This is a genomic window from Brevundimonas sanguinis, assembly GCF_029636725.1.
Classification (GTDB): Bacteria; Pseudomonadota; Alphaproteobacteria; order Caulobacterales; family Caulobacteraceae; genus Brevundimonas; species Brevundimonas sanguinis.
In genome coordinates, this window is sequence record NZ_CP116770.1 from 2,412,501 (window position 1) to 2,436,346 (window position 23,846).

Genomic DNA, 23,846 nt, shown 5'->3' on the forward strand with positions numbered 1-23,846 from the left:
TCCAGAAGTTCTCGGGAGCGCCTGATGCCGTCTCATAGACTGACACTCATGACCGTTGCGGCCGCCGCCGTCGCGCTGGCGGGCCTGCCTGCCGGTTCGGCCGTCGCGCAGTCGACCGGCTCGGCCGGCGCGGGCCAGTTCCAGGCCGGCTACGGCGCCTCACGCTACACCACCGCCCAGGCCAGCCGCGGCACGACCCGCGACGCCAACGGCAACCGCCTGGTCGTCGACGGCCTCATCCAGCAGAACGGCAGCGCCTATTCGCGAAGCGACAGCAATGCGTCGTCTAGCATTTTCAACGGCGGCGTCGGCTCGAGCGGCGGGACCAACATCGGCGGCTCGACCGCCATAGGCAACAACCTGAATGTGGTGGTCCAGGGCAACCGCAACACGGTCGTCGTCAACTCCAACCAGACCAACACCGGCGACATCAACGCCGGCACCACCCTGAACGGGCCGCGTCCATGAAAATCCCAGCCATCCGCCGCTCGCCTGTGCGCGCCCTCGGCTGCGTCGCCGCCGCCGCCGCCCTGCTGGGCGGTTGCGTCAGCACCTCCGCCGGGCCGTCGGGCCACTACGCCAAGCCGATCGGCAACGCCCCGGTGACGTCGAACCCGACGCCCTATTCGACCGCGCTCTACTGCCTGGCCGACTATGCGCGCCGCTACAACCTGCCCTCGCCGCGCATGGCCGTGGGTCGGATCAGCGACTACACCGGCTCCATCTCTTCGGACGGCGGCCGCCAGATCACCCAGGGCGCGTCCCTGATGGCCAACACCGCCCTGGCCAAGGCCGGCGCCCGCATCGTCGAGCGCTACGACACCTCGGTGTCCGAGCTTGAGCTGCGCTACGCCAACAACAAGCTGATCGGCGACGACGTGCCGAACGGCGGACCGCAGGACGCCGCCTTCCGCCGCATCCTGGCCGGTCAGGTGCCGGGCTCGGACTTCTATGTGGTCGGCGGCATCACCGAGGTGAACTACAACATCCGCTCGGGCGGCTTCGACGTCGCCGGCGGCGAAGTGAAACAGAACGGCAGCTCGGGCCTGATCACCGGCAAGGTGTTCGTGATGAACGTCGCGATCGACCTTCGTCTGGTGCAGACCACCACCCTCGAAGTCGTGGATGTCGTCTCCTATCAGAAGCAAATCGTCGGCCGCGAAGTGTCGGCCGGCGTGTTCGACTTCCTGAACGGCAACGTCTTCGACATTTCCGCCGGGTCCAGCGGCCTGGAGCCGGTTCAACTGGCCGTCCGCGCCCTGGTCGAACGCGCCACGGTCGAGTTCATGGCCAATCTGTACGGCGCCCCCGGCCCGGAAATCTGCCTCAACCCCGCCAACGACCCGCTGGCCGACAGCCCTGTCGGCCCGACGGGCGGCTATTATCCCGCTTACGCAAACACGGACACGAACAATGGCCAGACTCGCGCCGACCCGTCTCGCTGGCACGATCGCCGCGACAGCGCTGTGCGTGGCGGCGGCCGCTGAGGCTTCCGGTCAAGATCGCGGGCTGGTCCTGAATGAGCAGCTCAACCTTGGCGACGTCATCAGCGGTCAGCGCCTGAACGTCGTGAACGTCAGCGACAACGTCGCCGTGTCGAACGCCGCCATGGGCAACGCCCTGTCCGGCGGCGCCGAAGGCCGCGCCGCCGACATCCGCTCGACCCAGGACATGCAAGGCGCCGCGGTCGCGGACACCTCCCTGACCCTGCGCGGCGACACCGGCTACGTGAACAGCGTCACCCAGGCGCGCGGGAACTATCTGGCCGCCACCGCCGTCAACACCGGCATTGACGTCGAGGCTGGCCAGAACCTGAACGGCGACGTCACGGCGCGGACTCGGATCGAAGAAACCGGCGCCCGCCTGAACTACGGCGGCCACGTCTCAGCTGACGCTATCGGCAACACCGTCGCCCTGGGCGCCAGCGGCACGGGCGACCAGCGCGGCGCCATCACCGGCCGCGCCGATCAGAACTCGACCGGCCAGATCTACGCCGAGAACGAGGCCCGCTTCACCTACGCCCCGGCCCCGGCCGTCTTCTCCAGCCACGCTTCGGCCAACGCCGTGCAGGCGACTTCGACCCCGAACTCGCACCAGAACCTGTCAGTCAGCCAGAACGCCTCGGGCGACGGCGTCACCGCCTGGACCGGCGTGTGGGCGGGCAACGCCTGGGACATCGCCGGACGCAGCCGCGCCGCCTCCAACCAGGCCGCCTTCTACAATCTGGGCGGGTCGCTGGTCGTGGACGTGGACCAGCAGAACTCGGCCGAGGTGCTGTCGCGCACCGAGGTCAGCTCCTACGACTTCGGCGCCGCCTATTCGACCGCCGAGGCCGTCGGCAACGAGGTTCATGCCGGCAACAACGACATCTATGTCAGCATCGACAACACCCAGATGAACACCGGCGGCGTCACCGCCAGCGCCGGGTTCACCGGCCAGAACGGCTACGACGCCTATGTCGGGGCCAATGCGGCGGGCAACGCCGTCACCGGCTTCGCCTGCTCGACCTGCGGCGGCGACCTGAACGTGCGCAACAGCCAGACCAACGTCGGCGACGTGCGCGCCACGGCGACCGCCACCGTCAACGGTTGGGGCCGCAATGTCGTCGCCGGCGCCAACGGCGTCGGCAACACGGCGACCTTCTATGTCGCCCGACCGGGAAATTAACTTTCGGTAACTTGAGCTAGTCAAGCTCGTTTGTCACCGTAAACAGGCGCGAGGCTGAAGACGCTTCGCGCCTGTCTTACGTGCAGGGCCGCAATCAGTCCCGGGGGCCGCCCGCTCGCACGTCGCGGAGACCACCGAATGCGATCCCCTCGCCGCCTGCTCCTGCTCGCCGCGTCCAGCCTCGCCCTGATGGGCGGCGCGGCCCTCCCTGCCGTCGCTTTGACGCCGCCTTCGGCCGTCGCGACGCAGAACGCCCAACCCTCCAAGCCCTGGGCCCAGGCGGCCAGCGACATCCCGGCCGACGCGGCCGTGCGCTTCGGCGTCCTGCCCAACGGCATGCGCTACGCCATCATGAAGAACGCCACCCCGCCGGGTCAGGCGTCGCTGCGCCTGCGGATCGCGGCCGGTTCGCTGATGGAGAACGACGACCAGCTGGGTCTGGCCCACTTCAAGGAGCATATGGCCTTCAACGGCACGACGAACGTGCCCGAGAACGAGCTGCTGCGGATTCTGGAGCGTCTCGGCCTGGCCTTCGGCGCAGACACCAACGCCTTCACCAGCTTTGACCAGACCGCCTATACGCTGGAGCTGCCGCGCACCAACGACGAGACCGTCGACACCTCGCTGCGCATCATGCGCGAGCAGGTCTCCGAAGCCCTGATGAAGGCCGAAGACATCGATTCCGAACGCGGCGTGATCGAGGGTGAAGAGCGCCTGCGCAACACCCCGGCCCTACGCTCCCTGAAAGCCCAGATCGCCTTGCTGGCGCCGGGCCAGCGCCTGTCGAACCGCCTGCCGATCGGCGACCTCAGCATCATCCGCAGCGCCCCGCGCGAACGCTTCGTCGAGTTCTACGAGGCCTATTACCGCCCCGAGCGCGCCACCATGATCGCGGTCGGCGACTTCGACGTCGATCAGATGGAAGCCAAGATCAAGGCGACCTTCGGCGACTGGACGCCCAAGGCCGCCGACGGCCCCGAGCCCGATCTAGGACAGGTCGCTCCGCGTCAGCCCGAGACCCGCATCCTGGTCGAGCCGGGCGTGCAGTCGTCGGTTCAGCTGAACTGGATCCGCAACCCCGACCTCGATCCCGATACAGCGTCTGAACGCCGCGACGCCATGCTGCAAGGCCTGGGCATGGCCGTGCTGAACCGCCGTCTGGGCGAACTGGCCCGCGCGGACAACCCGCCCTTCATCGGCGCCGGCGGCGGACAGGGCACCCTGTTCAAGACCCTGGACCTCGCCAGCGTCTCGGCTGCCTTCAATCCCGGCGGCATCCAGCGCGCGCTGGAAACCATCGAGCAGGAACAGCGCCGCCTGGTTCAGTTCGGCGTGTCCCAGATCGAACTGGATCGCGAGATCGCCAACAGCCGCGCCGCGCTCGAAACGGCGGTCCAGGCCGCCGCCACGCGCAGCACACCGGCCCTGGCCAACGCCCTGCTGGGCGCCGCCAACGACGACAAGGTCTTCTCCTCCCCCGCCACCAACCTGGCGCTCTTTGAAGCTACGGTGAAAGACCTTCAAGCGGCTCAGGTCAGCGAAGCCGTCAAGCGCGCCTTCGAAGGCCAGGGTCCGTTGGCTCTGGTGGTCACGCCGGAGCCGATCGAAGGCGGCGAGGCCGGCGTCACGGCCCTGCTGGAAGCCAGCCGCGCCACGCCGGTCGCCGCCCCGGCGGAACAGGCCGCTCTGGACTGGCCCTACGCCGACTTCGGCGCCGCCGCCACGCCCGTCTCGACCACCGAAGTCGCCGCCGTCGGCGCCACCATCGTCACCTTCCCCAACGGCGTGCGCCTGACCGTCAAGCCGACGACCTTCAAGGACCAGCAGATCCTGATCTCGGTCCGCACCGGCATCGGCGAGATGGGCCTGCCGGCCGATCGTTTCACCGCTCAGTCCCTGGCCCCGATGGTCTTCACGGCCGGCGGTCTCGGCAAGCTGACGGCCGACGAGTTGAACCGCGTCCTGACCGGCAAGATCTACGGCGCCGGTTTCAGCATCGACAGCGACGCCTATCAGTTGTCAGGCGCCACCCGTCCGGCCGATCTGCAACTGCAGATGCAGGTGTTGGCCGCCTATCTGACCGATCCGGGCCTGCGCCCGGCGCCGTTCGAGCAGATCAAGGCCGTGCTGCCGCAGGTGATCATGCAGCAGATGGCGACCCCCGGCGGCGCCTTCGGCCTTCAGGCCTCGGGTCTGCTGGCCAGCGGCGACAAGCGCGAATCCATGCCTTCGCCCGCGGAAATCGCCGCCTTCACCCTGGATGAACTGAAGCAGGGCGTGGTTCAGGGTCTGGCGACGGGCCCGATCGACATCGTCATGGTCGGCGACGTCAAGATCGAGGACGCGGTGGCTTCGGTCGCCTCGACCTTCGCCGCCCTGCCCGCCCGCGCCCCGGCCGCCCAGCCTCTTTCCGGGTCGGACCAGCGCCGCTTCCCGGCGCCGACGGCCCAGCCGATCCGCCTGACCCACGCCGGTCCGGCCGAGCAGGGCCTGGCCTACATCGCCTGGCCGACCACAGACGCCGTCAACGACCGCACCGAAGCGCGCAAGGCCTCAATCCTGGCCGAGGTGCTGAAGCTGCGCGTCCTGGACGAGATCCGCGAAAAGCAGGCCTTGGCCTACTCGCCGGGCGTCCGCGCCTCGTCGTCCGACGTGTTCGCGGGCTACGGCTCCATTTCGATCACCGCCGACACGGCTCCGGAAAAGTTCGACGCCTTCTTCGCCGCCGTGGACGCCATCATCGCCGACCTGCGCGACAAGCCGGTCAGCGAGGACGAACTGAACCGCGCGCGCCTGCCGGTGATCGAAAGCCTGCGCCGCAGCCAGGCGGGCAATGAATACTGGCTGGGTCAACTGGAGGATCTGGCCGCCAAGCCCGCCTCTCTGGAACAGATCCAGACGCATATCAGCGATCTGGAATCCTTCACCGCCGCCGACCTTCAGGCGGCCGCGCGCCAGTATCTGAAACCGGATGCGGCGTGGAAGGCCGAAGTCGTCTCGGTCAACGCCCAGTAACAAAGAAGGGGCCCCGTTCCGAAAGGAACGGGGCCCAGTCGTTTGGCCTATCGACGGAGAGTCGATGCCTGACCCTAGACGATCGCGTCTGTCGCCAGGCTGAACAGCGGGTTCAGAAAACCCGGCCGCCGACCCCGCCATCCATCATGATCATGCCGGTGGAGGCGGCGCCCTCGACCATCTCCTCGCGATACTCGGTGTAGGTCTCTTCGCGGATCATGGTCAGAACCTTCACGCCGGCGCCGTAACGGCGCAGCAGCGAACGCTCATTACACTGACGCGCCTGCTTTTCAGGACGGCATTCCAGACGGCCGCCGGCGCCGTGCCACAGGGCGTCGCCCTTGTTGCAGGCCGTGGTTTCGCCGGCCGCGCCTTCCGCTTCGCTGACGGTCCACTGCAGCTTGGTCCCCGCCAGGCAGCGGTAGAGTTCGCCGTCGTAGCTGTCCGCGACGTCGCGGCCGGGAACGACCTGGGACGCCGGGTGCGGGACATTGCGGTCATCGATGCAGACAGCCTGAAGCACGACCTGCTTCTCGATGCGACGCGATGCGGTGAAGGGCACCCGCACCATCTGCATCCCGCCCTGGACGTTCAGGCCCTGAATGGTGGTGGGATAGGGCTGGTCGACGTTGAAATAGGCTCCGCCGCCGCCCGCCACGATCACCGTGGACGCCGCGCGGGATCCGGCCCAGGCGCGCGCCGAGGCGTTGGCGCTGGCGTTCGCATTGACGTTGACGTTGACGTTCACATTGCCCCCGCCCGAGCCGCAGCACGGAGGCGGCGCAGGCGGCAGGCATCCGCCGCCGCCGCAAGGCGGGGTCACCGGCGGGCGCGGCGGCAGACAGCCGCTGGGGCCGCAGCCGCCGCCGGGCGGCGTCACCGGCGGGGTGATCGGCGTCGGCGGAGGCAAGATCGGCGTGGGCGGCGGCGGCGGCAGGCAACTGGACGGCCCGCACTGCGCCGCAGCCGCATCAGCAACCGCCATCAGCCCCACAAAGGCCACAGCGCCGGCCAGCATTTTCGTAATCCCTATCCGCATGGGATCGGACTCCTGCATTGATCGTCGGCAGGACCAATGCAAGCGCCGGGCCGTTTCGACTGTCCGCCAATGGGCTGTTTCGTCCCCTCATGCGCGAGTTTGCGCCGTTCCGGCCCGTCTGTCTCAGCCCCTGTCCCATTGTGACCCGTGCCATTGTGGGGCGACGGATCAGTCGATCCGCTTCAGCTGCGCCACATAGCGCCGCCAGTTCGCGACATAGTGCTGTGCCGACATGCGCAGGCCTTCGATCTGACCCTCTTCCAACTCCCGCACCACCTTGCCCGGCTGGCCCATGACCAGACTGTTGTCGGGAATGACCTTGCCCTCGGTGATCAGGGCGTTGGCGCCGATCAGGCAGTTCTTCCCGATGCGCGCGCCGTTCAGGACGACCGCGCCGATGCCGATCAGGCTGTTGTCGCCGATCTCGCAGCCGTGCAGCATCACCTTGTGCCCCACCGTGACGCCCGCGCCGATCGTCAGGGGCGCGCCCACGTCGGTGTGCAGGATGCTGCCGTCCTGAATATTGCTGTCGGCCCCGATGACGATGGGGTCGTTGTCGCCGCGCACCACGGCGTTGAACCAGACGCTGGCGCCCGGATGCAGAATCACATTTCCTAGGACCGTCGCACTGGGCGCAATCCAGTATTCGCCTTCCGGGGGAAGCTGAGGCTTGCTGTCGCCCAGACTGTAAAAACTCATCCGCACACCGCCTATTCTTATCAAAATGAAGGCTTTAACCCTTCAGAAACCACGTTAGCATCAATCTGTTGATGCGATTCGGTCGGCCCCATTCGCCCCCGGATCCGAAGCCGGATCAAGCCCGGTCCGGTCAGACGCTGGAGAATACGCTTGGCGTGTTCGCGACCAGTTCGGGGACGGCGACGCACCTGCTGCGGCGAAGACCCTGCGACCGTTCGGGACGGCTGCGCGACTTCGGCCCCTACCTCCCCCACCGACGACCAAGGCGAGACCCAGCCGGGCTCGCCTTTTTTCATGCCCTGGAGGCGTCCATGAGCAAACGATCGGCCATCAAGCGTCAGCTGCGCGAAGGCGTGCTGGATTCGCCCGAATTCCTTCAGGACGCCAAAGTCCGGCGATTGCCCGCCCGGGTCGGTGGCTGGTCGCCCCTGCCCTCGAACGACGAGCGCGACCAGGCCTATCTCAAGACGCTGAAGCCCAAGTCGGACGGCCAGGCCGCACTGATGAAGGCCGTCGACCACGCCAACCTGGTGCTGGCGCTGGGCCCGGCGGGCACCGGCAAGACCTATCTGGCCGTCGCCAAGGCGGTCGAGGCGCTGGAGGCGGGCAAGGTCGGCCGCATCGTCCTGAGCCGGCCGGCGGTCGAGGCCGGGGAATCGATCGGCTTCCTGCCTGGCGACATGGAGGACAAGCTGGCCCCCTATCTGCGGCCGCTCTACGACGCCCTGTCGGACCGGCTCAGCATGAAGCGGGTCAAGGCGCTGATGGCCGAGGGTCTGATCGAGATCGCCCCCATCGGCTATATGCGCGGCCGCACGCTGAACAACGCCTTCATCGTCGTGGATGAGGCGCAGAACTGCACCTACGTCCAGTTGAAGATGCTGCTGACCCGGCTGGGCTGGCACTCGACCATGGTGGTGACGGGCGACCCGCACCAGTCGGACCTTCTGCCCGGCGTGTCCGGCCTGTCGGACATCGCCGAGCGGCTGGAGGCCGTGCCCGAGATCGCCGTGGTGCGCCTGGCCGAACGCGACATCGTGCGCCACCCGCTGGTCGCCAGCATGATCGGGGTGCTGTGACCCCTTTCCGCCTCTGGTGAGAGAAGGAAAAAAGAGAGTCCAATTCGTCTGAATCGTCTGAAATCTCCCCTCGGCCCGCGCGCAGTTTAGCACAGGCGCCGAGGGGGGATGGTCGATTGCGTTGCGATCCCTGCCCTTCTCCCCTTGTGGGAGAAGGTGGGCGCCGGAGGCGCTCGGATGAGGGGTGCTTCCGCCCTCATCCACTGTTCGAGCTCCAGTGAAAACGGCAAGTCGCCGCGGCGACACCCCTCATCCGGTCCTGGCGGACCACCTTCTCCCACAAGGGGAGAAGAAAAATCGGTTTACGCCCGCACGGCCCGGCTGGCGTCGACGCCCAACGCCGTAGAGGCGGCGGCGGCGATGTGCTCGGCGTTCAGACCGGCCTGGGCGTACATGATCTCGGGCTTGTCCTGATCCTGGAAGATGTCCGGCAGGTGCAAGGTGCGGACCTTGAGCCCGGCGTCCAGCGCGCCCTTCTCGGCCAGCAGTTGCAACACGAAGGCGCCGAAGCCGCCCATGGCGCCCTCTTCGACTGTGATCAGGGCCTCGTGCTCGCGCGCCAGACCCAGGATCAGGTCGGCGTCCAGCGGCTTGGCGAAGCGGGCGTCGGCGACGGTGGCCGAGACGCCCTTGGCCGCCAGCAGATCGGCCGCCTTCAGCGATTCCTGCAGGCGGGTGCCCAGCGACAGGATGGCGACCGACGTACCTTCGCGGACGATGCGGCCCTTGCCGATCTCCAGCGGGGCGGCCAGTTCGGGGATGTCGACGCCGACGCCCTCGCCGCGCGGATAGCGGAAGGCGCTGGGGCGGTCGTCAATGGCGAGCGAGGTCGAGATCATGGCCGCCAGTTCGGCCTCGTCCGCCGCCGCCATCAGCACCATGCCCGGCAGGGCGCCCATATAGCCGATGTCGAACGACCCGGCGTGGGTCGCGCCGTCCGCGCCCACCAGACCGGCGCGGTCCATGGCGAAGCGCACCGGCAGGGACTGGATCGCCACGTCGTGGACGACCTGGTCGTAGCCGCGCTGCAGGAAGGTCGAATAAATGGCGCAGACCGGCTTCATCCCGTCGGCGGCCAGACCGGCGGCGAAGGTGACGGCGTGCTGCTCGGCGATGCCGACGTCGAAGGTGCGGTCGGGGAAGGCCTGACCGAACAGGTCCAGCCCGGTGCCGGTCGGCATGGCGGCGGTGATGGCCACGATGCTGGGGTCGGTCCGGGCGTGCTTGATCAGCTCGGTCCCGAACACCTTGGTGTAGCTGGGGGCGTTGGAGACGGCCTTGGCCTGCTTGCCCGACACCACGTCGAACTTGACCACGGCATGCAGCTTGTCGGCGCTGCTCTCGGCCGGGGCGTAGCCCTTGCCCTTCTGGGTGACGACGTGGACCAGCACCGGGCGGTCGGTGATGGCGGCGGCGTTCTTCAGGATGGGGACCAGGTTCTCCATGTCGTGGCCGTCGATCGGCCCGATGTAGTAGAAGCCCAGCTCCTCGAAGAAGGTGCCGCCCACGATCATGCCGCGAGCGTATTCCTCGGCCTTGCGCGCGGCGTCGCGGAAGGGGCGCGGCATGTGGTCGACGAACTTCTTCCCGACCTTGCGGATGTTCTGATAGGTCCCGCCCGAGACCTGTTTGGCCAGATAGGCGCTCATGCCGCCGACGGGCGGGGCGATCGACATGTCGTTGTCGTTCAGGATGACCATCAGCTGGCCGCTGGTGGCCTCGGCCGCGTTGTTCATCGCCTCATAGGCCATGCCCGCAGACATGGAGCCGTCGCCGATCACGGCCACGACGCGGTTGTTCCCGCCCTTGGCGTCCCGCGCGGCGGCGAAGCCGAGCGCCGCCGAGATGGAGGTCGAGGCGTGGGCCGCGCCGAAGGGATCGTATTCGCTCTCGGACCGCTTGGTGAAGCCCGACAGGCCGCCGCCCTGTCTCAATGTGCGAATCCGGTCGCGCCGCCCGGTCAGGATCTTGTGGGGATAGCACTGGTGGCCGACGTCCCAGATCAAAATGTCCTGCGGCGTCTCGAAGACGTGGTGCAGGGCGACCGTCAGCTCGACCACGCCCAGACCGGCGCCCAGGTGCCCGCCGGTCACGGACACGGCGTCGATGGTTTCCGCGCGCACCTCGTCCGCCAGCTGTTCCAGCTGGGGAATGTCGAAGCCCCGCGTGTCGGCAGGAAACTTGACGGTGTCGAGAAGCGGGGTGTTGGACATGGGAATCGGGGGCCTTCAGACGACGAGGCGTCAAACAGTAACCCGCTGAGGGCGGGCGCGTTTCCTATCAGGACCGGCGCTTGAGCACAAAGTCCACGCTGGCCTTGAGGATTTCGGCGTCATGGCCGAACAGGTCAAGGTGCGAGCGGGCCTGATCGGCCAGGTGCGCGACCCTCTGTCGCGCCGCCTCGACCCCCAGCAGGGTGACGAAGTTGGTCTTGCCCAAGGCCGCGTCCTTACCGCCCGCGGCCTTGCCCATCTCTTCGGCCGAACCTTCCGCATCCAGAACGTCGTCGACGATCTGATAGGCCAGGCCGATGTCGTGGGCGAAACTGGTCAGGGCGTGCCAGGCGGCTTCATTGGCGTCGGCGACGATCAGCGGGATTTCGAAGGCGTAGGCGAACAGGGCGCCGGTCTTCAGCCGCTGCATCCGGACGACGCCGCCCAGATCGTCGCGGACGCCCATCAGGTCGATCATCTGACCGCCCGCCATGCCGCGCGCGCCAGACGCAAAAGACAGACGACGCGCCAGTTCGCAGCGCACGGCCGCCTCGTCGTGGGTGTCCTCGTCCAGAATGATGTCGAAGGCGGCGGTCTGCAGCGCGTCGCCCGCCAGGATGGCGGTCGCCTCGTCATAGGCGATGTGCAGGGTCGGGCGCCCGCGCCGCACGTCGTCGTCGTCCATCGCCGGCAGATCGTCATGCACCAGCGAATAGGCGTGGACGCACTCCAGCGCGCAGGCGGCGCGCAGGACGGCGCGGTCGTCCGCCTCCAGCATCCGGCCCGCCTCGATGGCGAAGAAGGGACGCAGCCGCTTGCCCGGCCCCAGGGCGGCGTAACGCATGGCCTCGGTCAGGCGCACTTCCGGTCCATCGGCGCGCGGCAACAGTTCATCCAGCGCCACGGTGACGACGTCAGCGACCTCGGCGACGCGGTCGATGACGGCCTGCTCGGGCGAGTTGGCGGCCAGCACCTTCAAAACAGCCTCCCGCCCAGCGGCAGGTCGCGATCGACGCCGACCAGGACGACGTTCCCCTCAGCGTCCGGGAAACCGAGCGTCAGCACTTCGGACATCACCGGGCCGATCTGGCGCGGCGGGAAGTTGACGACGGCGGCGACCTTGCGGCCGTCCAGCTGGTCCAGGGTGTAATGATGGGTGATCTGGGCCGAGGACTTCTTGACGCCGATGGCGTCGCCGAAGTCGATGGTCAGCTTATAGGCGGGCTTGCGGGCCTCGGGAAACGGCTCGGCCTTGATGATCCGGCCGATGCGCACATCGACCTTCATGAAGTCGTCGAAGCCGATCTGCGGCGCCAGGTCGGACGCGGACATCAGCCGAACTCGGCCGGTTCGACGCCCTTGGCCTGGCCGTCGGCGCCGACGACGATCTTCTCGACCCGCAGCTGGGCGGCCTTCAGCCGCGCCTCACAGTGGGCCTTCAGCCGCGCGCCCTCTTCGTACAGGGCGATGGACTCTTCGAGCGGCGCCTGACCCGATTCCAGGCGCGAAACGATGCCCTCCAGACGCGACAGGGCGTCCTCGAAGCTGAGATCGGCGGGCACGGCGGGGGAAACGGATGCGTCGGTCATGATGGGCGCAACCTAGAGAGGCGCGCGCGCCGCTTCAACGGCCTTCCTCAGACCGCGACCTCAGCGCCTCTCGAAACGGCGCTGGGACCAGTATTTGAAGCCCTGATTATGCACCAGGCGCCAGCCGTGCGCCTTCAGCCGCCGGCCGACCATGTGGTTGAAATAGCCGTGCGCCAGAACCAGCACGTCGTGGCCTTCCGAGGCGCGGGCGATCAGCACGCGCGCGGCCTGATCGGCGCGGACCTCGGCCTCGGCGCGGGTTTCCTGGCCTTCGTGGTGATTGAAGGCGTGCCACCAGATGCGCGAGATCACGCCCCAATAGCGCGGCGACAGCTTGATCCAGCTTGGGAAGCGCGGCGGCGGCAGCGGGGCCTCGATGAACAGGGCGTCGACCAGCACGTCGCGATCCGGCGCCACCGCGCGCGCGGTTTCCTGTGCGCGGGGTCGGGTCGAGGCGTAGATGGCCCCGGCGCCCTCGGCGGCCGTCAGAAGGGCCTGAGGCGGCGTCTGGCCCGCGCGCAGGCCGCCGATCTCATAGCGGCCCCACCAGTCGCGATACTGGTCCGAGGTGATCATGCATTTGCGCGACAGGGCCGGCTCGCCGTGGCGCGCCAGCGTAATGGCCCCATAGGCGGCTTCAGCCCCCGCGGAGCGGGCGGCCAAGACCGGCGTCTGAGTTGCAGATTCGGAATGAGTCATGAGTGCAGGAGAAGTCATAGCACGGGGATCGGCCTGTGAAACCAAGGCCTTGGCGTCCCTTAACCTCCCCATCCGAGCATTGACGGGCGCCGCGGGCGGCGCACCTTGGACAAAGGTGGTAGCCCCCGTCGCGCGCCCCTGCAACCACACAAAGATGACGAGGCTGCGATGATGTCGCCACGCCGGTCTCGACACGCCTTCACCCGACGCCCGCCCGGCGCTATGCGTCGGCCATGAGCGCCCCCGTGATCCGCCCCGCCCGTCCTGACGACGCCGCCGCCCTGGCCGTACTGGGGCGCCAGACCTTTATCGACACTTTCGTCACTGGCTTCGGCATTCCTTACCCGGTCGCCGATCTGACGGCCTTCCTGGACGCCAGCTTCAACGCCGAGGCCATCACCACCAAACTGGCCGAGCCGGGCGCCGCCTGGTGGGTGGCCGAGCGCGACGGCGAACTGCTGGCCTTCGCCAACGCCGGGCCGAACACCCTGCCCCACCCCGACGGCCGCGCCAGCCACGCCGAGCTGCGCCGCCTCTATGTCGGCAAGCCAGCGCAGGGCCTGGGACTGGGCACGCAACTGCTGAAGATCGCGCTGGAGTGGATGGAGGCTTACACCGACGGCCCCCTGTGGATCGGCGTCTGGAGCGGCAACGAAAAGGCCCAGAAGCTGTACGCCGCCTATGGGTTCGAGAAGGCTGGCGAGTATCAGTACCCGGTCGGCGCCTGGATGGATGACGAGTTCATCTTGCGGCGGGGATAGCCTATAATCGCGCCATGACCCGCGCTGAACTTCTTCAGAAGCTGCGAGACCTCAAGCCTTGGCTGGCTGAGCAGGGCATCGTCAACGTGCGCCTGTTCGGCAGCTATGCTCGCGACGAAGCCGGGCCGGACAGCGACGTGGACCTGCTGGTGGACATCGCCAAGCCCTTGGGCTTCCGCTTCTTCGGCATCGAGCGCGAACTGGCCGAAAAGCTGGGCGCGAGGGTGGAGATGGGGACGGACGACTCGATGCACCGTCTGGTCCGACGCTCTGCGGCGCAGGACGTCGTCGTTGTCTGAACCGAGAGACCGCCTGTATCTGGAGGAAATGATCGGCGCCGTCGATCAACTGGCCGTAGAGATCGACGACCGACCGATGGACGAGTGGATCGAGGATCGCTCTCGCGTCGCCGCCGCTTCCATGTATCTGATCGTGCTCGGCGAAGGGGCGCAGAACCTGTCCGAGCCCCTCAAACAAGCCGCCGAAGCCGTGCCCTGGGCCGACATCGCCGGTCTTAGGCATCGCCTCGCCCACGGCTATTTTCGAGCGGACCGCCGTATCGTCTGGCAGGCCGCGGCGCTGCATGCGCCTCTGTTGCTGCCACAGCTAAAAGCCCTGCTGGCGTCCTTAGGGCCTGAATCCTGATGCTCCTGCCCTTCTTCACCGCCCTGCGCGAGGCCAAGGTGCCTGTGTCGCTCAAGGAATGGCTCCATCTGATGGAGGCCATGGACAAGGGCGTGGCGGGGCGCGACGTCGAGGCCTTCTACCACCTGTCGCGCGCCGTCCTGGTCAAGGACGAGAAGCATTACGACCGCTTCGATCAGGTCTTCGGCAAGGTGTTCAAAGGGCTGGAGGGCGTCGGCCCCGGCGATGAGATCACCGCCGACATCCCTGAGGACTGGCTGCGGCTGCTGACCGAAAAATACCTGACCGACGAGGAGAAGGCGCAGGTTGAGGCGCTCGGCGGTTTCGACACGCTGATGGAGACGCTGAAGCAGCGTCTGGAGGAGCAGAAGGAGCGCCACCAAGGCGGCAACAAGTGGATCGGCACGGGCGGAACCAGCCCCTTCGGCCACGGCGGCTACAACCCCGAAGGCGTCCGCATTGGCGGCCCCGGCCGTCACGGCCGCGCGGTCAAGGTCTGGGAGAAGCGCGAATACCGCAACCTGGACGACACGGTCGAACTGGGCACGCGCAACATCAAGGTGGCCTTACGCCGCCTGCGCCGCTTCGCCCGCGAAGGCGCGGCCGAGGAGTTGGACATCGACGGCACCATCGACGGCACGGCGCGTCAGGGCTGGCTGGACATCCACATGCGGCCCGAGCGGCGCAACACGATCAAGGTGCTGCTGTTCCTCGACGTCGGCGGCTCGATGGACGGCCATATCCAGCTATGTGAAGAGCTGTTCTCTGCGGCGCGGACCGAGTTCAAGAACCTGGAGTTCTTCTACTTCCACAACTGCCTCTACGAAGGGGTGTGGAAGGACAACCGGCGCCGCCACAGCGAACGCATCCCGACCTGGGACCTGATCCACAAATACCCCGGCGACTGGCGCGCCATCTTCGTCGGCGACGCGACCATGTCGCCCTATGAAGTGACCATGCCCGGCGGCTCGGTCGAGCACTGGAACGAGGAGGCGGGCGCCGTCTGGCTGAAACGCGCCCGCGAACAGTGGGACAAGTCGGTCTGGCTAAACCCCGTGCCCGAACGCCACTGGTCCTACACCCCCTCGGTCAGCCTGATCGGCGAGATGATGGAGCACCGCATGTTCCCCCTGACGCTGGAGGGACTTGAACGGGCGATGCGAACGCTGGCGCGCTAATCTACCCTGAGCGCGCCGAAGGCGGGCTGAATGCCCGCCACCGTCTCCTGGCGGAAGAAGTAACGGCCGGGGTGGAGGAAGAAGGTCGCCTCCGACGCGCCGGGCGGCAGCAGATAATGATCCGAGGGCGGCCCGGCCGTGGTTTCAGCCATCGACAGGGCCTGGATCAGCACCTGCTCGTCCAGCGGCGGAACCTTAATCGTCACGCGCCGCCGCTCGGGATCCGCCGCCAGCCACCCGGGGCGGCCCGCCACGGGCGTCATGCGCGGATGGAAGACCGACAGATCCATCTTTCCGGCATAGTTGGGCGTGGCGATGCTCTCGCCATCCTTTGACACCACGAACGGGGCCTCGGGCGCAAAACGGGCCAGGACGGCCGCCACGTGCGGGGCATCGTTCTCAGGCGCGAGCGCTGGCCAGTTCCTCGACTGCTCAATGGTCAAGGGGTCGATGCCCATCTTAGCCTTGAGACGCGCGGCAAACCATAGCCCGCCCCGTCCCTCAACCTCCATCGCGTGACTGTAGCCGACGTAGATGAAGACGCGCGCCTCGGGGTGGGTCGACAGGATGTTGGCGATCAGGTTGTCGGCCTGCGCCTCTTCACGCGCGGCGATCTGCGCGGCGCTGTCCGCGCCCTCGGGCGTCCTCTGGTCGAAACGCTGCTCATAGTCCGAGAAGCGGTAATCCAGCCGGGCCGCCTCGCGCACCATTTCGGCGAAGACCGGATCGTGGGTGTAGTAGCCGTAGCTGGCTAGGAAGGGCGCGCCCTTCGTATAGGCGCCGATCCGGACAAGCGGCACAGGCTGGGGCTGGGTGAAGGTCTCGGCGGCGAACCAATCGTAGCCCAGTGGGCGCAGCGCCCGCATGACCCGCGCGGCGAACGCCCTGTGCGCGGAAACATTGTGCGCTTCGTTCAGGATTACGATGCGGGTGTCGCGGGCGGCCTCGGTGATGGCCTCGATCGCATCACGGGCCACGGCGCCTTCAAGGTCCGGCGGAACGACGGATGGCCGAGGCGGTCGTTCGTCCAGACCGACAGCGGTCTCCTCATCGCCCAGAAAGGACGCGAATTGGCTCAGCATCTGGCGCGCGGCCTCGTCGCCCGCTTCGGACTTGGCTTTCAGGTCCAGATAGGTCGGTAGATAGCGGCCTTCGCTAAAGAGAAGTTCGTCATTCGACAGCGCCTCCTGCGGCCAAACAGGAGTCGCACGCGCCACGCCCGCCCCGGCGGCCCCTAACAAGATCGAACGACGCGACCACATCCGCTTGCTCCCCCAGCAGCGATTGACATGACGACGATACTTAAAACAGATTTCGGCAGGACTGTGGCCGCGACCGCCGCCTGGGAAGGGCGGCTGTCGTTTGGATGAGGGTAGCCTCCGTCCTTACTTGCCCTTTAGGGCGTCCTTGACGCCGCCAACGGCGTTCTGGACCTTGCCTTCGACCTGATCGGCGCGGCCTTCGGCTTTCAGTTTTTCGTCGCCAGTGACCTTGCCGGCGGCTTCCTTGATCTTGCCGCCCATGTTCTTAGCGGCGCCTTCAATGCGGTCGTGATCGGCCATGTTGGACTCCCTGTACAGCGACCGCCGGAAATGGCGGTCTCTCAGGGAAAACAACCCGCTATCGTCGCTGCGGTTCCGAAGCTGCAGCATGACGGTCCCGCAGCCAGCGGGCGACGGCCCAGCTGTGGGCCTCGTGGCGAAGGCTGAACAAGACGCGCAGCGGCTCCATCCAGACCAGCTCGTGGTCGGCTTCCTGCTTGGTCGAAGGGTCAGCGCCGGTCACGCTGACCACCCAGACGCCGCCGACGTTGTTCACCGCGGCGCCGTCCGATTTGAGGAAATATTGTCCGGCCTCGGTCAGGCGGTCGACCGGCTGGATGATCAGGCCGGTTTCCTCGGCGAACTCGCGGACCAGAGCCTGCTGTTCGGTCTCGTCGCCGTCCAGGGCGCCGCCGGGCAGGTCGTAATAGACGCCGCCTTCGCCGCGATCCACGCGGACGCAGGCCAGACGGCCGTCGCGCTCAGCGATGCCGAAAACAGCAGGGCGGTGGATATAGTCGAGGCCGGGACGCGCCGTGCCGAACTGAAGCTTCATTTCACCGAGCTTAAACCCGCCGGGACGCCCGACGGAAGCCCAAAACGGTCAGAGATCAAAGGCGAGACGGGCGCGCACGCCGTGGTGGGCGGAATCCAGCTCGATCGCCGAGCGCAGGCCGCTGGCCATGGCCGAGATGATCTTGGAGCCCAGGCCGGTGCCTTTGGGCGCGCCGTCGCCCAGACCGGGGCCGTCATCCTCGACCGTCAAGAGGGCCCGACTGCCGTCTTCGGCCTTCTGCAGAAGGATGCGGATCTCGCCGGCGGCGCCGGGTTCATAGGCGTATTTCACGGCGTTGGTGACCAGTTCGGTCACGATCACCCCCAGGGACACGGCCTGATCGGTGGTCACCTGAAGAGGTTCAGCGCACAGGGTCAGGCGCGAGCCGTCGCCATTGGGACCGATCGACTTGCTCAGCTCCTCGACCAAGCCGGCCAGATATTCGTCCATCTGAACCCGTTCGACGTTCGCCGAGGTGTAGAGGCGGCGATGGACATGGGCGACGGCCTCGATGCGGACCTGGGCCTCTCGCAGGGCGGCGCGCGCGCCTTCGTCGGCGAGCTGGCGCAGCTGCAGGGAGATGAAGCTGGAGACCAGTTGCAGCGAGTTTCCGACGCGATGGTTCACCTCGCGCAGCAGGGCCTCGGCGCGGTCGCGCTCTTGACGGACTTCGTCATGCGCGCGCTCGTTCTCGCGCTCCAGCCGGCGACGCAGCAGGGCGTCCTCGATGGCCGAGCGCAACAAGGCGGTGAAGTCCTCGGACACGTCCTTGATGACATAGTCGGCCGCGCCGGCCCTCAGGGCGGCCACGGCGATGCGCCCGTCCTGCGCGCCCGTCACATAGACCACCGGCGGCGGTTCCGGCAGCGCCAAGATGTCGGGCAGAACGTCCAGACCCTCGCGACCCGGCATATAGTGATCCAGGGCGCAGACATCGAAGGTTTCAGCCTTCAGCGCTTCATAGCCCGCATCGGCGTCGGGCGCGCAGACCACCTGATAGCCGTGGCGCTCCAGCTCCTTCTGAACCAGGCGCGACAGGCCGCGATCATCGTCGATGTATAAAAGCCGTATGGGGGGCCGGGCCTGATCCACGCGTCAGATCTCGGGGGCTTGCATGACGGAGAGGAAGAGACCCAGCTGCCGGATCGCGCCTGCGAAGGCTTCATAGTCGACGGGCTTGGTGATGTAGACGTTGCAGCCCAGGTCGTAGCAGCGCTGGATCTCGCCCTTGTCGTCCGTCGTGGTCAGCACCACCACCGGGGCGCGGCGCAGACGCTCGTCCGCCTTGACCCGTTCCAGGATGTCCGTGCCCGACATGTCCGGCAGATTGAGGTCCAGCAGGATCAGCAGCGGCCCGCTGCGGCGAACCTCTTCCTGAAAGAGATAATCCAGCGCCGCATCGCCATGGTCGAAATGGACGATGTCATTGGCGATATTCGCCCGCCGGATGTTCTTCTCAATGAGCTTGGCGTGGCCGTGGTCGTCCTCGACCATGACGATCTTCACCGAGTGGCTCACAGGCGGTCTCCTTGATGGTCACCCAGCATAACGAGACGCTTCGGAAATTTTAGGTAAAAAGTCGAGCCTTCTCCCAATTCGGACTCAACCTCGATCGTGCCACCCATGCGGCGAACGATGTTGCGCACGAACGCCAGCCCCAGCCCCTCGCCGGGCGTGTCCTGTTTGCCAGAGCGCCGGAACAGTTCGAAAATACGCTCGTGATCGCGAGGCGAGACGCCCCGGCCGTTGTCTTGCACCGCATAGGAGACCCAGCCATCCGGCTCCTGCCGGCCGCTGACCTCAATATGGATCGGTCGGCCCGGCTGCTGATACTTGACGGCGTTGTCGATCAGATTGCTGAAGACCTGCTCGATCGACAGACGGTCGTTCTCCATCGCAGGCAGGTCGCTGATCGTGATCTCGCCGCCCGTCTCGGCGACCTGGTGACTGACGGTGTCGGCGATGGCGCGGACCATGGCCGTCATATCGAGCGTCTCGGGCTGCAGGGCGCGGCGCCCCTCGCGCGACAGGCGCAGGATGGCGTTGATCAGCCGGTCCATCTTGGCCGTCGAGGTGCGGATAAAGCCCACCGCTTCGGGCGCATCCTCGCGCACCGAACGCAGCGCCTCGGCGTCCACAAGCTCCGGGTGGGTCGCCTCCAGCGCGGTGAGCTGCTGCTCCAGGGCCTTGCTGACCTGCTCAAGCTCGGAGGTGTAGCCCATGACATTGACAAGGGGCGCGCGCAGATCGTGGCTGACGATATAGGCGAACCGCTGGATTTCCTCATTGGCGCGGGTCAGTTCGGCGGTGCGGTCGCGCACCTCGTTTTCTAGCCCGGCGTTGACGCGGTCGAGCTCGAAATGCGCCTCCTCGATCTCGGCCACATAGCGCCGAACCATCCAGACGCTGATGCCGGCGAGGATCAGCACCAGGATCGCCGCAAGGGCGTTGACCGCGACCGTGACCGTCTGGGCCCGCTCGGACTGACGCGTCCTTTCCGTCAGACGCTGCGCCTCGACCACATCCACTGCAGACAGCTCGACGCGGATCTGGTCCATCAGAGACTTGCCGCGACCGTTGCGGATCAAGGACACCGCTTCGCCGATGCGCCCCGTTCGCGTCAGCTCGATCGTGTCCGCCATCAGTTTCAGGCGCTCGCGATAGAGCCCCTTCACCTTGGCCACCCGGCGGGCCTGATCCTCATCGCCGACGGCCAGTTGCTCCATCCGCTCGACCACGCCCGGCAGCTTGGCCACGGCGTTCTCGTGCAACCCCAGATATTCGGTCCTGGCCGTCAGCATGAAGCCCCTCTGACCCGTCTCGGCCTCGGTCAGCAGCATCAGCATGTCCTTGGCCGCCAGACGCACCTGCTGGCTGTGATCGACGGTGTCGTTATAGGCCGCCGTCCGCTGGATCATGACGAAGGTCGCGGCGTTGACCGCCATCAGCAGCAGAATGGCCAGGGCCAGAAGCGCGATGATGGAGCGACTGAGGGTCGGGGTGCGCAGGAAGGTTCCGAAGGTGCGCAGGGCCGGCCGAATGCGTTTCATGGCCGGAACCATATTCGCCGCCTGCGCGGTGTCCAGCGATTAACCGTGAAGTCGTCTAAACCGAGCCGACGGTGCGCAGGCGGGCCTTGGGGTGAATCTCATTCTGGCTCATCACCACCGTCTGTCCGCGGAAGCGTTCGATGATGGAGCGAACATAGGGGCGCACCTGCGGCCCGGTCAGCAGGACCGGGTTCTCGCCCGTCATGGCGGCGCGCTCGAACACGTCGCGGACGGCGCGGATGAAGTCCTGAAGCTTGCTGGGCGCCATCGCCAGCTGCTTGTCTTCGCCGGGGCCCACCAGGCTGTCGGCGAAGGCCTGCTCCCACTCGGGCGACAGCGTGACGATGGGCAGGGCGCCGTCATCGGCCTTGTGCTGCCAGCACAGCTGACGCGCCAGGCGGCTGCGGACATGCTCGACCAGGGTGGAGACGCTGGTGGTGTGCGGCGCGGCCTCGGCCAGGCCTTCGAGAATGGCGGGCAGGTCGCGGATCGACACCTTCTCGCGCAGCAGGGCCTGCAACACGCGCTGAAGCGTCGTCACGGTGACGACCGAGGGGATCAGCTCCTCGACCAGCTTCTGCTCCTCGCCCTTCAGCTCCTTCAACAGCTTCTGCACCTCGGCGTAGGACAGCAGCTCGGCCATGTTCTCCTTGAGGATTTCGGTCAGGTGCGTGGTCAGCACTGTCGAAGGGTCGACGATGGTGTAGCCGCGGAAGGTCGCCTCTTCCCTCAGCGACTCGTCGATCCAGGTGGCGGGCAGGCCGAAGGCGGGCTCGCGCGTGTGCTCGCCGGGCAGTTCGACCTGACGCCCCGCAGGGTCCATCGCCATCAGGGAGGACAGACGCACCTCGCCCGAGCCGGCGTCCATCTCCTTGATGCGGATGGCGTAGCCCTGATTGGGCAGGCGCATGTTGTCGAGGATGCGCACGCTGGGCATGACGAAGCCGTATTCCTGAGCCAGCGAACGGCGCAGGGCGCGGATCTGGTCCGTCAGGCGCCGCCCCTCCAGGTCGTTGATCAGCGCCAGCAGGGCGTAGCCCAGCTCGATCTTCACCTCGTCGATGGTCAGGGCGGTGGAGATCGGCTCCTCGACATCCTCCCTGGGTTTGAGGTCCACCGGCTCGGCGGGCGGCGGCTTCAGCCGGTCGCGGCCCAGCTTCCACGCCATGAAGCCGGTCCCCAGCGCCAGCGCCGCAAACGGCAGCAGCGGCATGCCGGGGATCAGGCCGATCAGTCCCGCCGTGCCGGACACCACGCCCAGCGACACGGGGTTGGTGGCCAGTTGGCTGACGAACGCTTTGTCGGCCGAACCCTCGACCCCGGCCTTGGTCACGAGGAAGCCGGCCGCCACCGAGATGATGATGGCCGGGATCTGGGTCACCAGACCGTCGCCGACGGTCAGCTGGACATAGGTGTTGGCCGCCTGCATCGCCGGCATGCCATGCTGGACCACCCCGATCAGCAGGCCGCCGATGGCGTTGATGAAGGTGATGATCAGGCCCGCCACGGCGTCGCCGCGCACGAACTTCGAGGCGCCGTCCATGGCCCCGAAGAAGGTCGATTCCTGTTCCAACTCCTTGCGGCGCAGCTTGGCCTGTTCCTCGTTGATCAGCCCGGCCGACAGGTCCGCGTCGATGGCCATCTGCTTGCCCGGCATCGAGTCCAGGGTGAAGCGGGCCGAGACCTCGGCGATGCGGGTCGCGCCCTTGGTGATGACGACGAAGTTCACCACCAGCAGGATGGCGAAGATGATCACCCCGATGATGAAGTTGCCGCCCATCATCAGCTCGCCGAAGGCCTGGATGATCTTGCCGGCGCTGTCGTGACCTTCCTGGCCGTTGCTGAGAATCAACCGCGTCGAGGCCAGATTCAGCCCCAGGCGGAACAGGGTCGAGACCAGCAGCACCGTGGGGAAGATGGCGAAGTCCAGCGGCCGCTTCATCATCACGGCCGTCATCAGGATCAGGACGCTGGAGACGAGCGAGATCGCCAGCAACAGGTCCAGAAGCATCTTCGGGACCGGCAGGATCAGCAGCATGATGACGCCGATGACGCCGACCGCCATGCCGACTTCGCCGCGCATCAACCAGCCGAGCGCATCACGCCCCGTGGGGCGCGCCATGCCGTCCTTCATCAGGTACGGCGCGTCAGCCATGACGACGTGCGAAGGTCATGCCGCCTGATGACAGGATTCGCCAGATCTCATCCATGTCAGCCATGCCCCAGCGCCTTGAGCGCCAGTCGGGCGGCGTCAGCGATGACCGCCTCGCGCTGGGCGTCGGTCGAGTCCGGCGTTGCATGGAAATAGACGGCCATAATGATCGGAGCGCCTTCGATGGGATAGACGACGCCGATGTCGTTCACCGGCCCGCCGCCGCCCGTGCCGGTCTTGTGCGCGACGGTCCAGCCGGAAGGGACGCCCGCCTTCAGGCGCGCCTGCCCGGTCGGCGACGCCACCATCCACTCCAGAAGCAACCGCTTGGAAGCCGACTCGAGCGGCGAGGCCTCTGACAGGATCAGCCGCTCGATGTTGCGGGCCGACTGCGCGGGCTGGATGGTGTCCTTGTCGCCGTCCGCCCGGTTCAGGTCCGGCTCCAGCCGATCCACGCGGGTCGTCTCATCGCCGATGCCGCGATAGAAGGCGCGCAAGGCGTCCAGTCCGCCCATTTCGCGGATCAGGATGTTGGCGGCGGGGTTGTCGCTGACTTCGACCGCGCCCTTCATCAACTGCTCGATGGTCAGGATCGAACCAACCGCCGGCGCCGTCACCGGGGCGTGGGCGATCATGTCGACCTGCGTCACCGGGATCGCCCGGTCCAGCCGCTCCTGCCCCGCCTGAACGCGCAGCAGGGTCGCGGCGGCCAGATACATCTTGAACGTCGAGCAATAAAGGAACCGCTCGTCGCCGCGCCAATCGGCGCGCTTGCCCTCGGTCAGGACCGAGACGCCCAGGCGCCCGCCGTGCCGGGCCTCCAGCGCCGACAGGTCCAGGTCGATGCCGACGGGCTCGGGCGCCGCTGGCGCCGTCGCGCGCGTGCAGGCGCCTAGAGCCATGCCGCCGGACATCAGGGCGCCGGCGCCGATCAGCAGGCTGCGACGATCGGCGCGCACCGGC

General features: G+C 67.2%; 24 protein-coding genes. 9 read left to right on the top strand and 15 right to left on the bottom strand.

Annotated features, from left to right (window positions below; all coding sequences use genetic code 11):
- Nucleotides 1-48: 48 nt before the first annotated feature.
- From hfaA to PIB44_RS11940, 4 genes are all read left to right on the top strand, one after another.
- Entirely contained in the window at nucleotides 49-468 is a 420-nt protein-coding gene (gene hfaA / locus PIB44_RS11925) for a holdfast anchoring protein HfaA (RefSeq protein WP_278069546.1), read from the top strand.
- A complete protein-coding gene (gene hfaB / locus PIB44_RS11930; RefSeq protein ID WP_278069547.1) occupies nucleotides 465-1,487 on the top strand; it encodes a holdfast anchoring protein HfaB in 1,023 nt (340 codons plus the stop codon). Before hfaA ends, hfaB begins: the two co-directional genes overlap by 4 nt.
- Entirely contained in the window at nucleotides 1,414-2,667 is a 1,254-nt protein-coding gene (hfaD, locus tag PIB44_RS11935; protein WP_278069548.1) for a holdfast anchor protein HfaD, read from the top strand. Before hfaB ends, hfaD begins: the two co-directional genes overlap by 74 nt.
- Before the next feature lie 138 nt (nucleotides 2,668-2,805).
- Nucleotides 2,806-5,682, top strand: a complete 2,877-nt coding sequence (locus tag PIB44_RS11940) for a M16 family metallopeptidase (protein ID WP_278069549.1) — start codon at nucleotides 2,806-2,808, stop codon at nucleotides 5,680-5,682.
- A 112-nt stretch (nucleotides 5,683-5,794) separates the two neighbouring features.
- On the opposite strand, the gene PIB44_RS11945 is transcribed toward PIB44_RS11940, so the two are convergent.
- Complete coding sequence (locus PIB44_RS11945; protein WP_278069550.1) at nucleotides 5,795-6,700, bottom strand: hypothetical protein; 906 nt, start codon at nucleotides 6,698-6,700, stop codon at nucleotides 5,795-5,797.
- A gap of 189 nt (nucleotides 6,701-6,889) precedes the next feature.
- On the bottom strand, nucleotides 6,890-7,420 hold the full coding sequence (locus tag PIB44_RS11950; RefSeq protein WP_278069551.1) for a gamma carbonic anhydrase family protein: 531 nt from the start codon (nucleotides 7,418-7,420) through the stop codon (nucleotides 6,890-6,892).
- Between the two features lie 299 nt (nucleotides 7,421-7,719).
- Here PIB44_RS11950 and PIB44_RS11955 point away from each other — a divergent pair, with 299 nt between their 5' ends.
- Nucleotides 7,720-8,499, top strand: coding sequence for a PhoH family protein (locus PIB44_RS11955; RefSeq protein WP_278070988.1), 780 nt, complete (start codon nucleotides 7,720-7,722; stop codon nucleotides 8,497-8,499).
- A gap of 302 nt (nucleotides 8,500-8,801) precedes the next feature.
- Here PIB44_RS11955 and dxs read toward each other — a convergent pair whose 3' ends face one another.
- From dxs to PIB44_RS11980, 5 genes are all read right to left on the bottom strand, one after another.
- The gene (dxs, locus tag PIB44_RS11960) at nucleotides 8,802-10,712 is read right to left on the bottom strand and encodes a 1-deoxy-D-xylulose-5-phosphate synthase (protein WP_278069552.1); all 1,911 of its coding nucleotides are present in this window, start codon (nucleotides 10,710-10,712) and stop codon (nucleotides 8,802-8,804) included.
- 67 nt (nucleotides 10,713-10,779) lie between these two features.
- Complete coding sequence (locus tag PIB44_RS11965; RefSeq protein WP_376787743.1) at nucleotides 10,780-11,652, bottom strand: polyprenyl synthetase family protein; 873 nt, start codon at nucleotides 11,650-11,652, stop codon at nucleotides 10,780-10,782.
- A 35-nt stretch (nucleotides 11,653-11,687) separates the two neighbouring features.
- Entirely contained in the window at nucleotides 11,688-12,044 is a 357-nt protein-coding gene (locus PIB44_RS11970; RefSeq protein ID WP_278069554.1) for a tRNA-binding protein, read from the bottom strand.
- Nucleotides 12,044-12,301 (bottom strand): exodeoxyribonuclease VII small subunit, encoded by a 258-nt coding sequence (locus PIB44_RS11975; protein ID WP_004370819.1) that lies wholly within the window; start codon nucleotides 12,299-12,301, stop codon nucleotides 12,044-12,046. Before PIB44_RS11975 ends, PIB44_RS11970 begins: the two co-directional genes overlap by 1 nt.
- 60 nt (nucleotides 12,302-12,361) lie before the next feature.
- On the bottom strand, nucleotides 12,362-13,000 hold the full coding sequence (locus PIB44_RS11980) for a histidine phosphatase family protein (RefSeq protein WP_134581417.1): 639 nt from the start codon (nucleotides 12,998-13,000) through the stop codon (nucleotides 12,362-12,364).
- Nucleotides 13,001-13,233: 233 nt separating this feature from the next.
- Here PIB44_RS11980 and PIB44_RS11985 point away from each other — a divergent pair, with 233 nt between their 5' ends.
- Genes PIB44_RS11985 through PIB44_RS12000 form a run of 4 tightly spaced genes read left to right on the top strand, consistent with a single transcriptional unit; the run spans nucleotide 13,234 to nucleotide 15,584 of the window.
- Complete coding sequence (locus PIB44_RS11985; protein WP_278069555.1) at nucleotides 13,234-13,761, top strand: GNAT family N-acetyltransferase; 528 nt, start codon at nucleotides 13,234-13,236, stop codon at nucleotides 13,759-13,761.
- 14 nt (nucleotides 13,762-13,775) lie between these two features.
- Entirely contained in the window at nucleotides 13,776-14,060 is a 285-nt protein-coding gene (locus PIB44_RS11990; RefSeq protein ID WP_253118935.1) for a nucleotidyltransferase family protein, read from the top strand.
- On the top strand, nucleotides 14,053-14,406 hold the full coding sequence (locus PIB44_RS11995) for a HepT-like ribonuclease domain-containing protein (RefSeq protein ID WP_278069556.1): 354 nt from the start codon (nucleotides 14,053-14,055) through the stop codon (nucleotides 14,404-14,406). The genes PIB44_RS11990 and PIB44_RS11995 overlap by 8 nt, the downstream gene beginning before the upstream one ends.
- Nucleotides 14,406-15,584 (top strand): vWA domain-containing protein, encoded by a 1,179-nt coding sequence (locus PIB44_RS12000; protein WP_278069557.1) that lies wholly within the window; start codon nucleotides 14,406-14,408, stop codon nucleotides 15,582-15,584. Before PIB44_RS11995 ends, PIB44_RS12000 begins: the two co-directional genes overlap by 1 nt.
- Here PIB44_RS12000 and PIB44_RS12005 read toward each other — a convergent pair.
- The 8 genes from PIB44_RS12005 to bla form a co-directional block, all read right to left on the bottom strand.
- Nucleotides 15,581-16,846 (bottom strand): hypothetical protein, encoded by a 1,266-nt coding sequence (locus PIB44_RS12005; protein ID WP_278069558.1) that lies wholly within the window; start codon nucleotides 16,844-16,846, stop codon nucleotides 15,581-15,583. The genes PIB44_RS12000 and PIB44_RS12005 overlap by 4 nt on opposite strands.
- A 123-nt stretch (nucleotides 16,847-16,969) precedes the next feature.
- Nucleotides 16,970-17,146, bottom strand: a complete 177-nt coding sequence (locus tag PIB44_RS12010; RefSeq protein WP_134581420.1) for a CsbD family protein — start codon at nucleotides 17,144-17,146, stop codon at nucleotides 16,970-16,972.
- A 58-nt stretch (nucleotides 17,147-17,204) separates the two neighbouring features.
- Nucleotides 17,205-17,681, bottom strand: a complete 477-nt coding sequence (locus PIB44_RS12015) for an NUDIX domain-containing protein (RefSeq protein WP_278069559.1) — start codon at nucleotides 17,679-17,681, stop codon at nucleotides 17,205-17,207.
- Between the two features lie 48 nt (nucleotides 17,682-17,729).
- Nucleotides 17,730-18,773 (bottom strand): sensor histidine kinase, encoded by a 1,044-nt coding sequence (locus tag PIB44_RS12020; RefSeq protein ID WP_025976591.1) that lies wholly within the window; start codon nucleotides 18,771-18,773, stop codon nucleotides 17,730-17,732.
- A gap of 3 nt (nucleotides 18,774-18,776) precedes the next feature.
- Nucleotides 18,777-19,199, bottom strand: a complete 423-nt coding sequence (locus tag PIB44_RS12025; RefSeq protein WP_004370806.1) for a response regulator — start codon at nucleotides 19,197-19,199, stop codon at nucleotides 18,777-18,779.
- The gene (locus PIB44_RS12030) at nucleotides 19,196-20,731 is read right to left on the bottom strand and encodes a sensor histidine kinase (RefSeq protein WP_278069560.1); all 1,536 of its coding nucleotides are present in this window, start codon (nucleotides 20,729-20,731) and stop codon (nucleotides 19,196-19,198) included. Before PIB44_RS12030 ends, PIB44_RS12025 begins: the two co-directional genes overlap by 4 nt.
- Nucleotides 20,732-20,786: 55 nt before the next feature.
- Nucleotides 20,787-22,886, bottom strand: a complete 2,100-nt coding sequence (gene flhA / locus PIB44_RS12035) for a flagellar biosynthesis protein FlhA (protein ID WP_025976593.1) — start codon at nucleotides 22,884-22,886, stop codon at nucleotides 20,787-20,789.
- 56 nt (nucleotides 22,887-22,942) lie between these two features.
- The gene (gene bla / locus PIB44_RS12040) at nucleotides 22,943-23,842 is read right to left on the bottom strand and encodes a class A beta-lactamase (protein WP_278069561.1); all 900 of its coding nucleotides are present in this window, start codon (nucleotides 23,840-23,842) and stop codon (nucleotides 22,943-22,945) included.
- Nucleotides 23,843-23,846 lie beyond the last annotated feature (4 nt).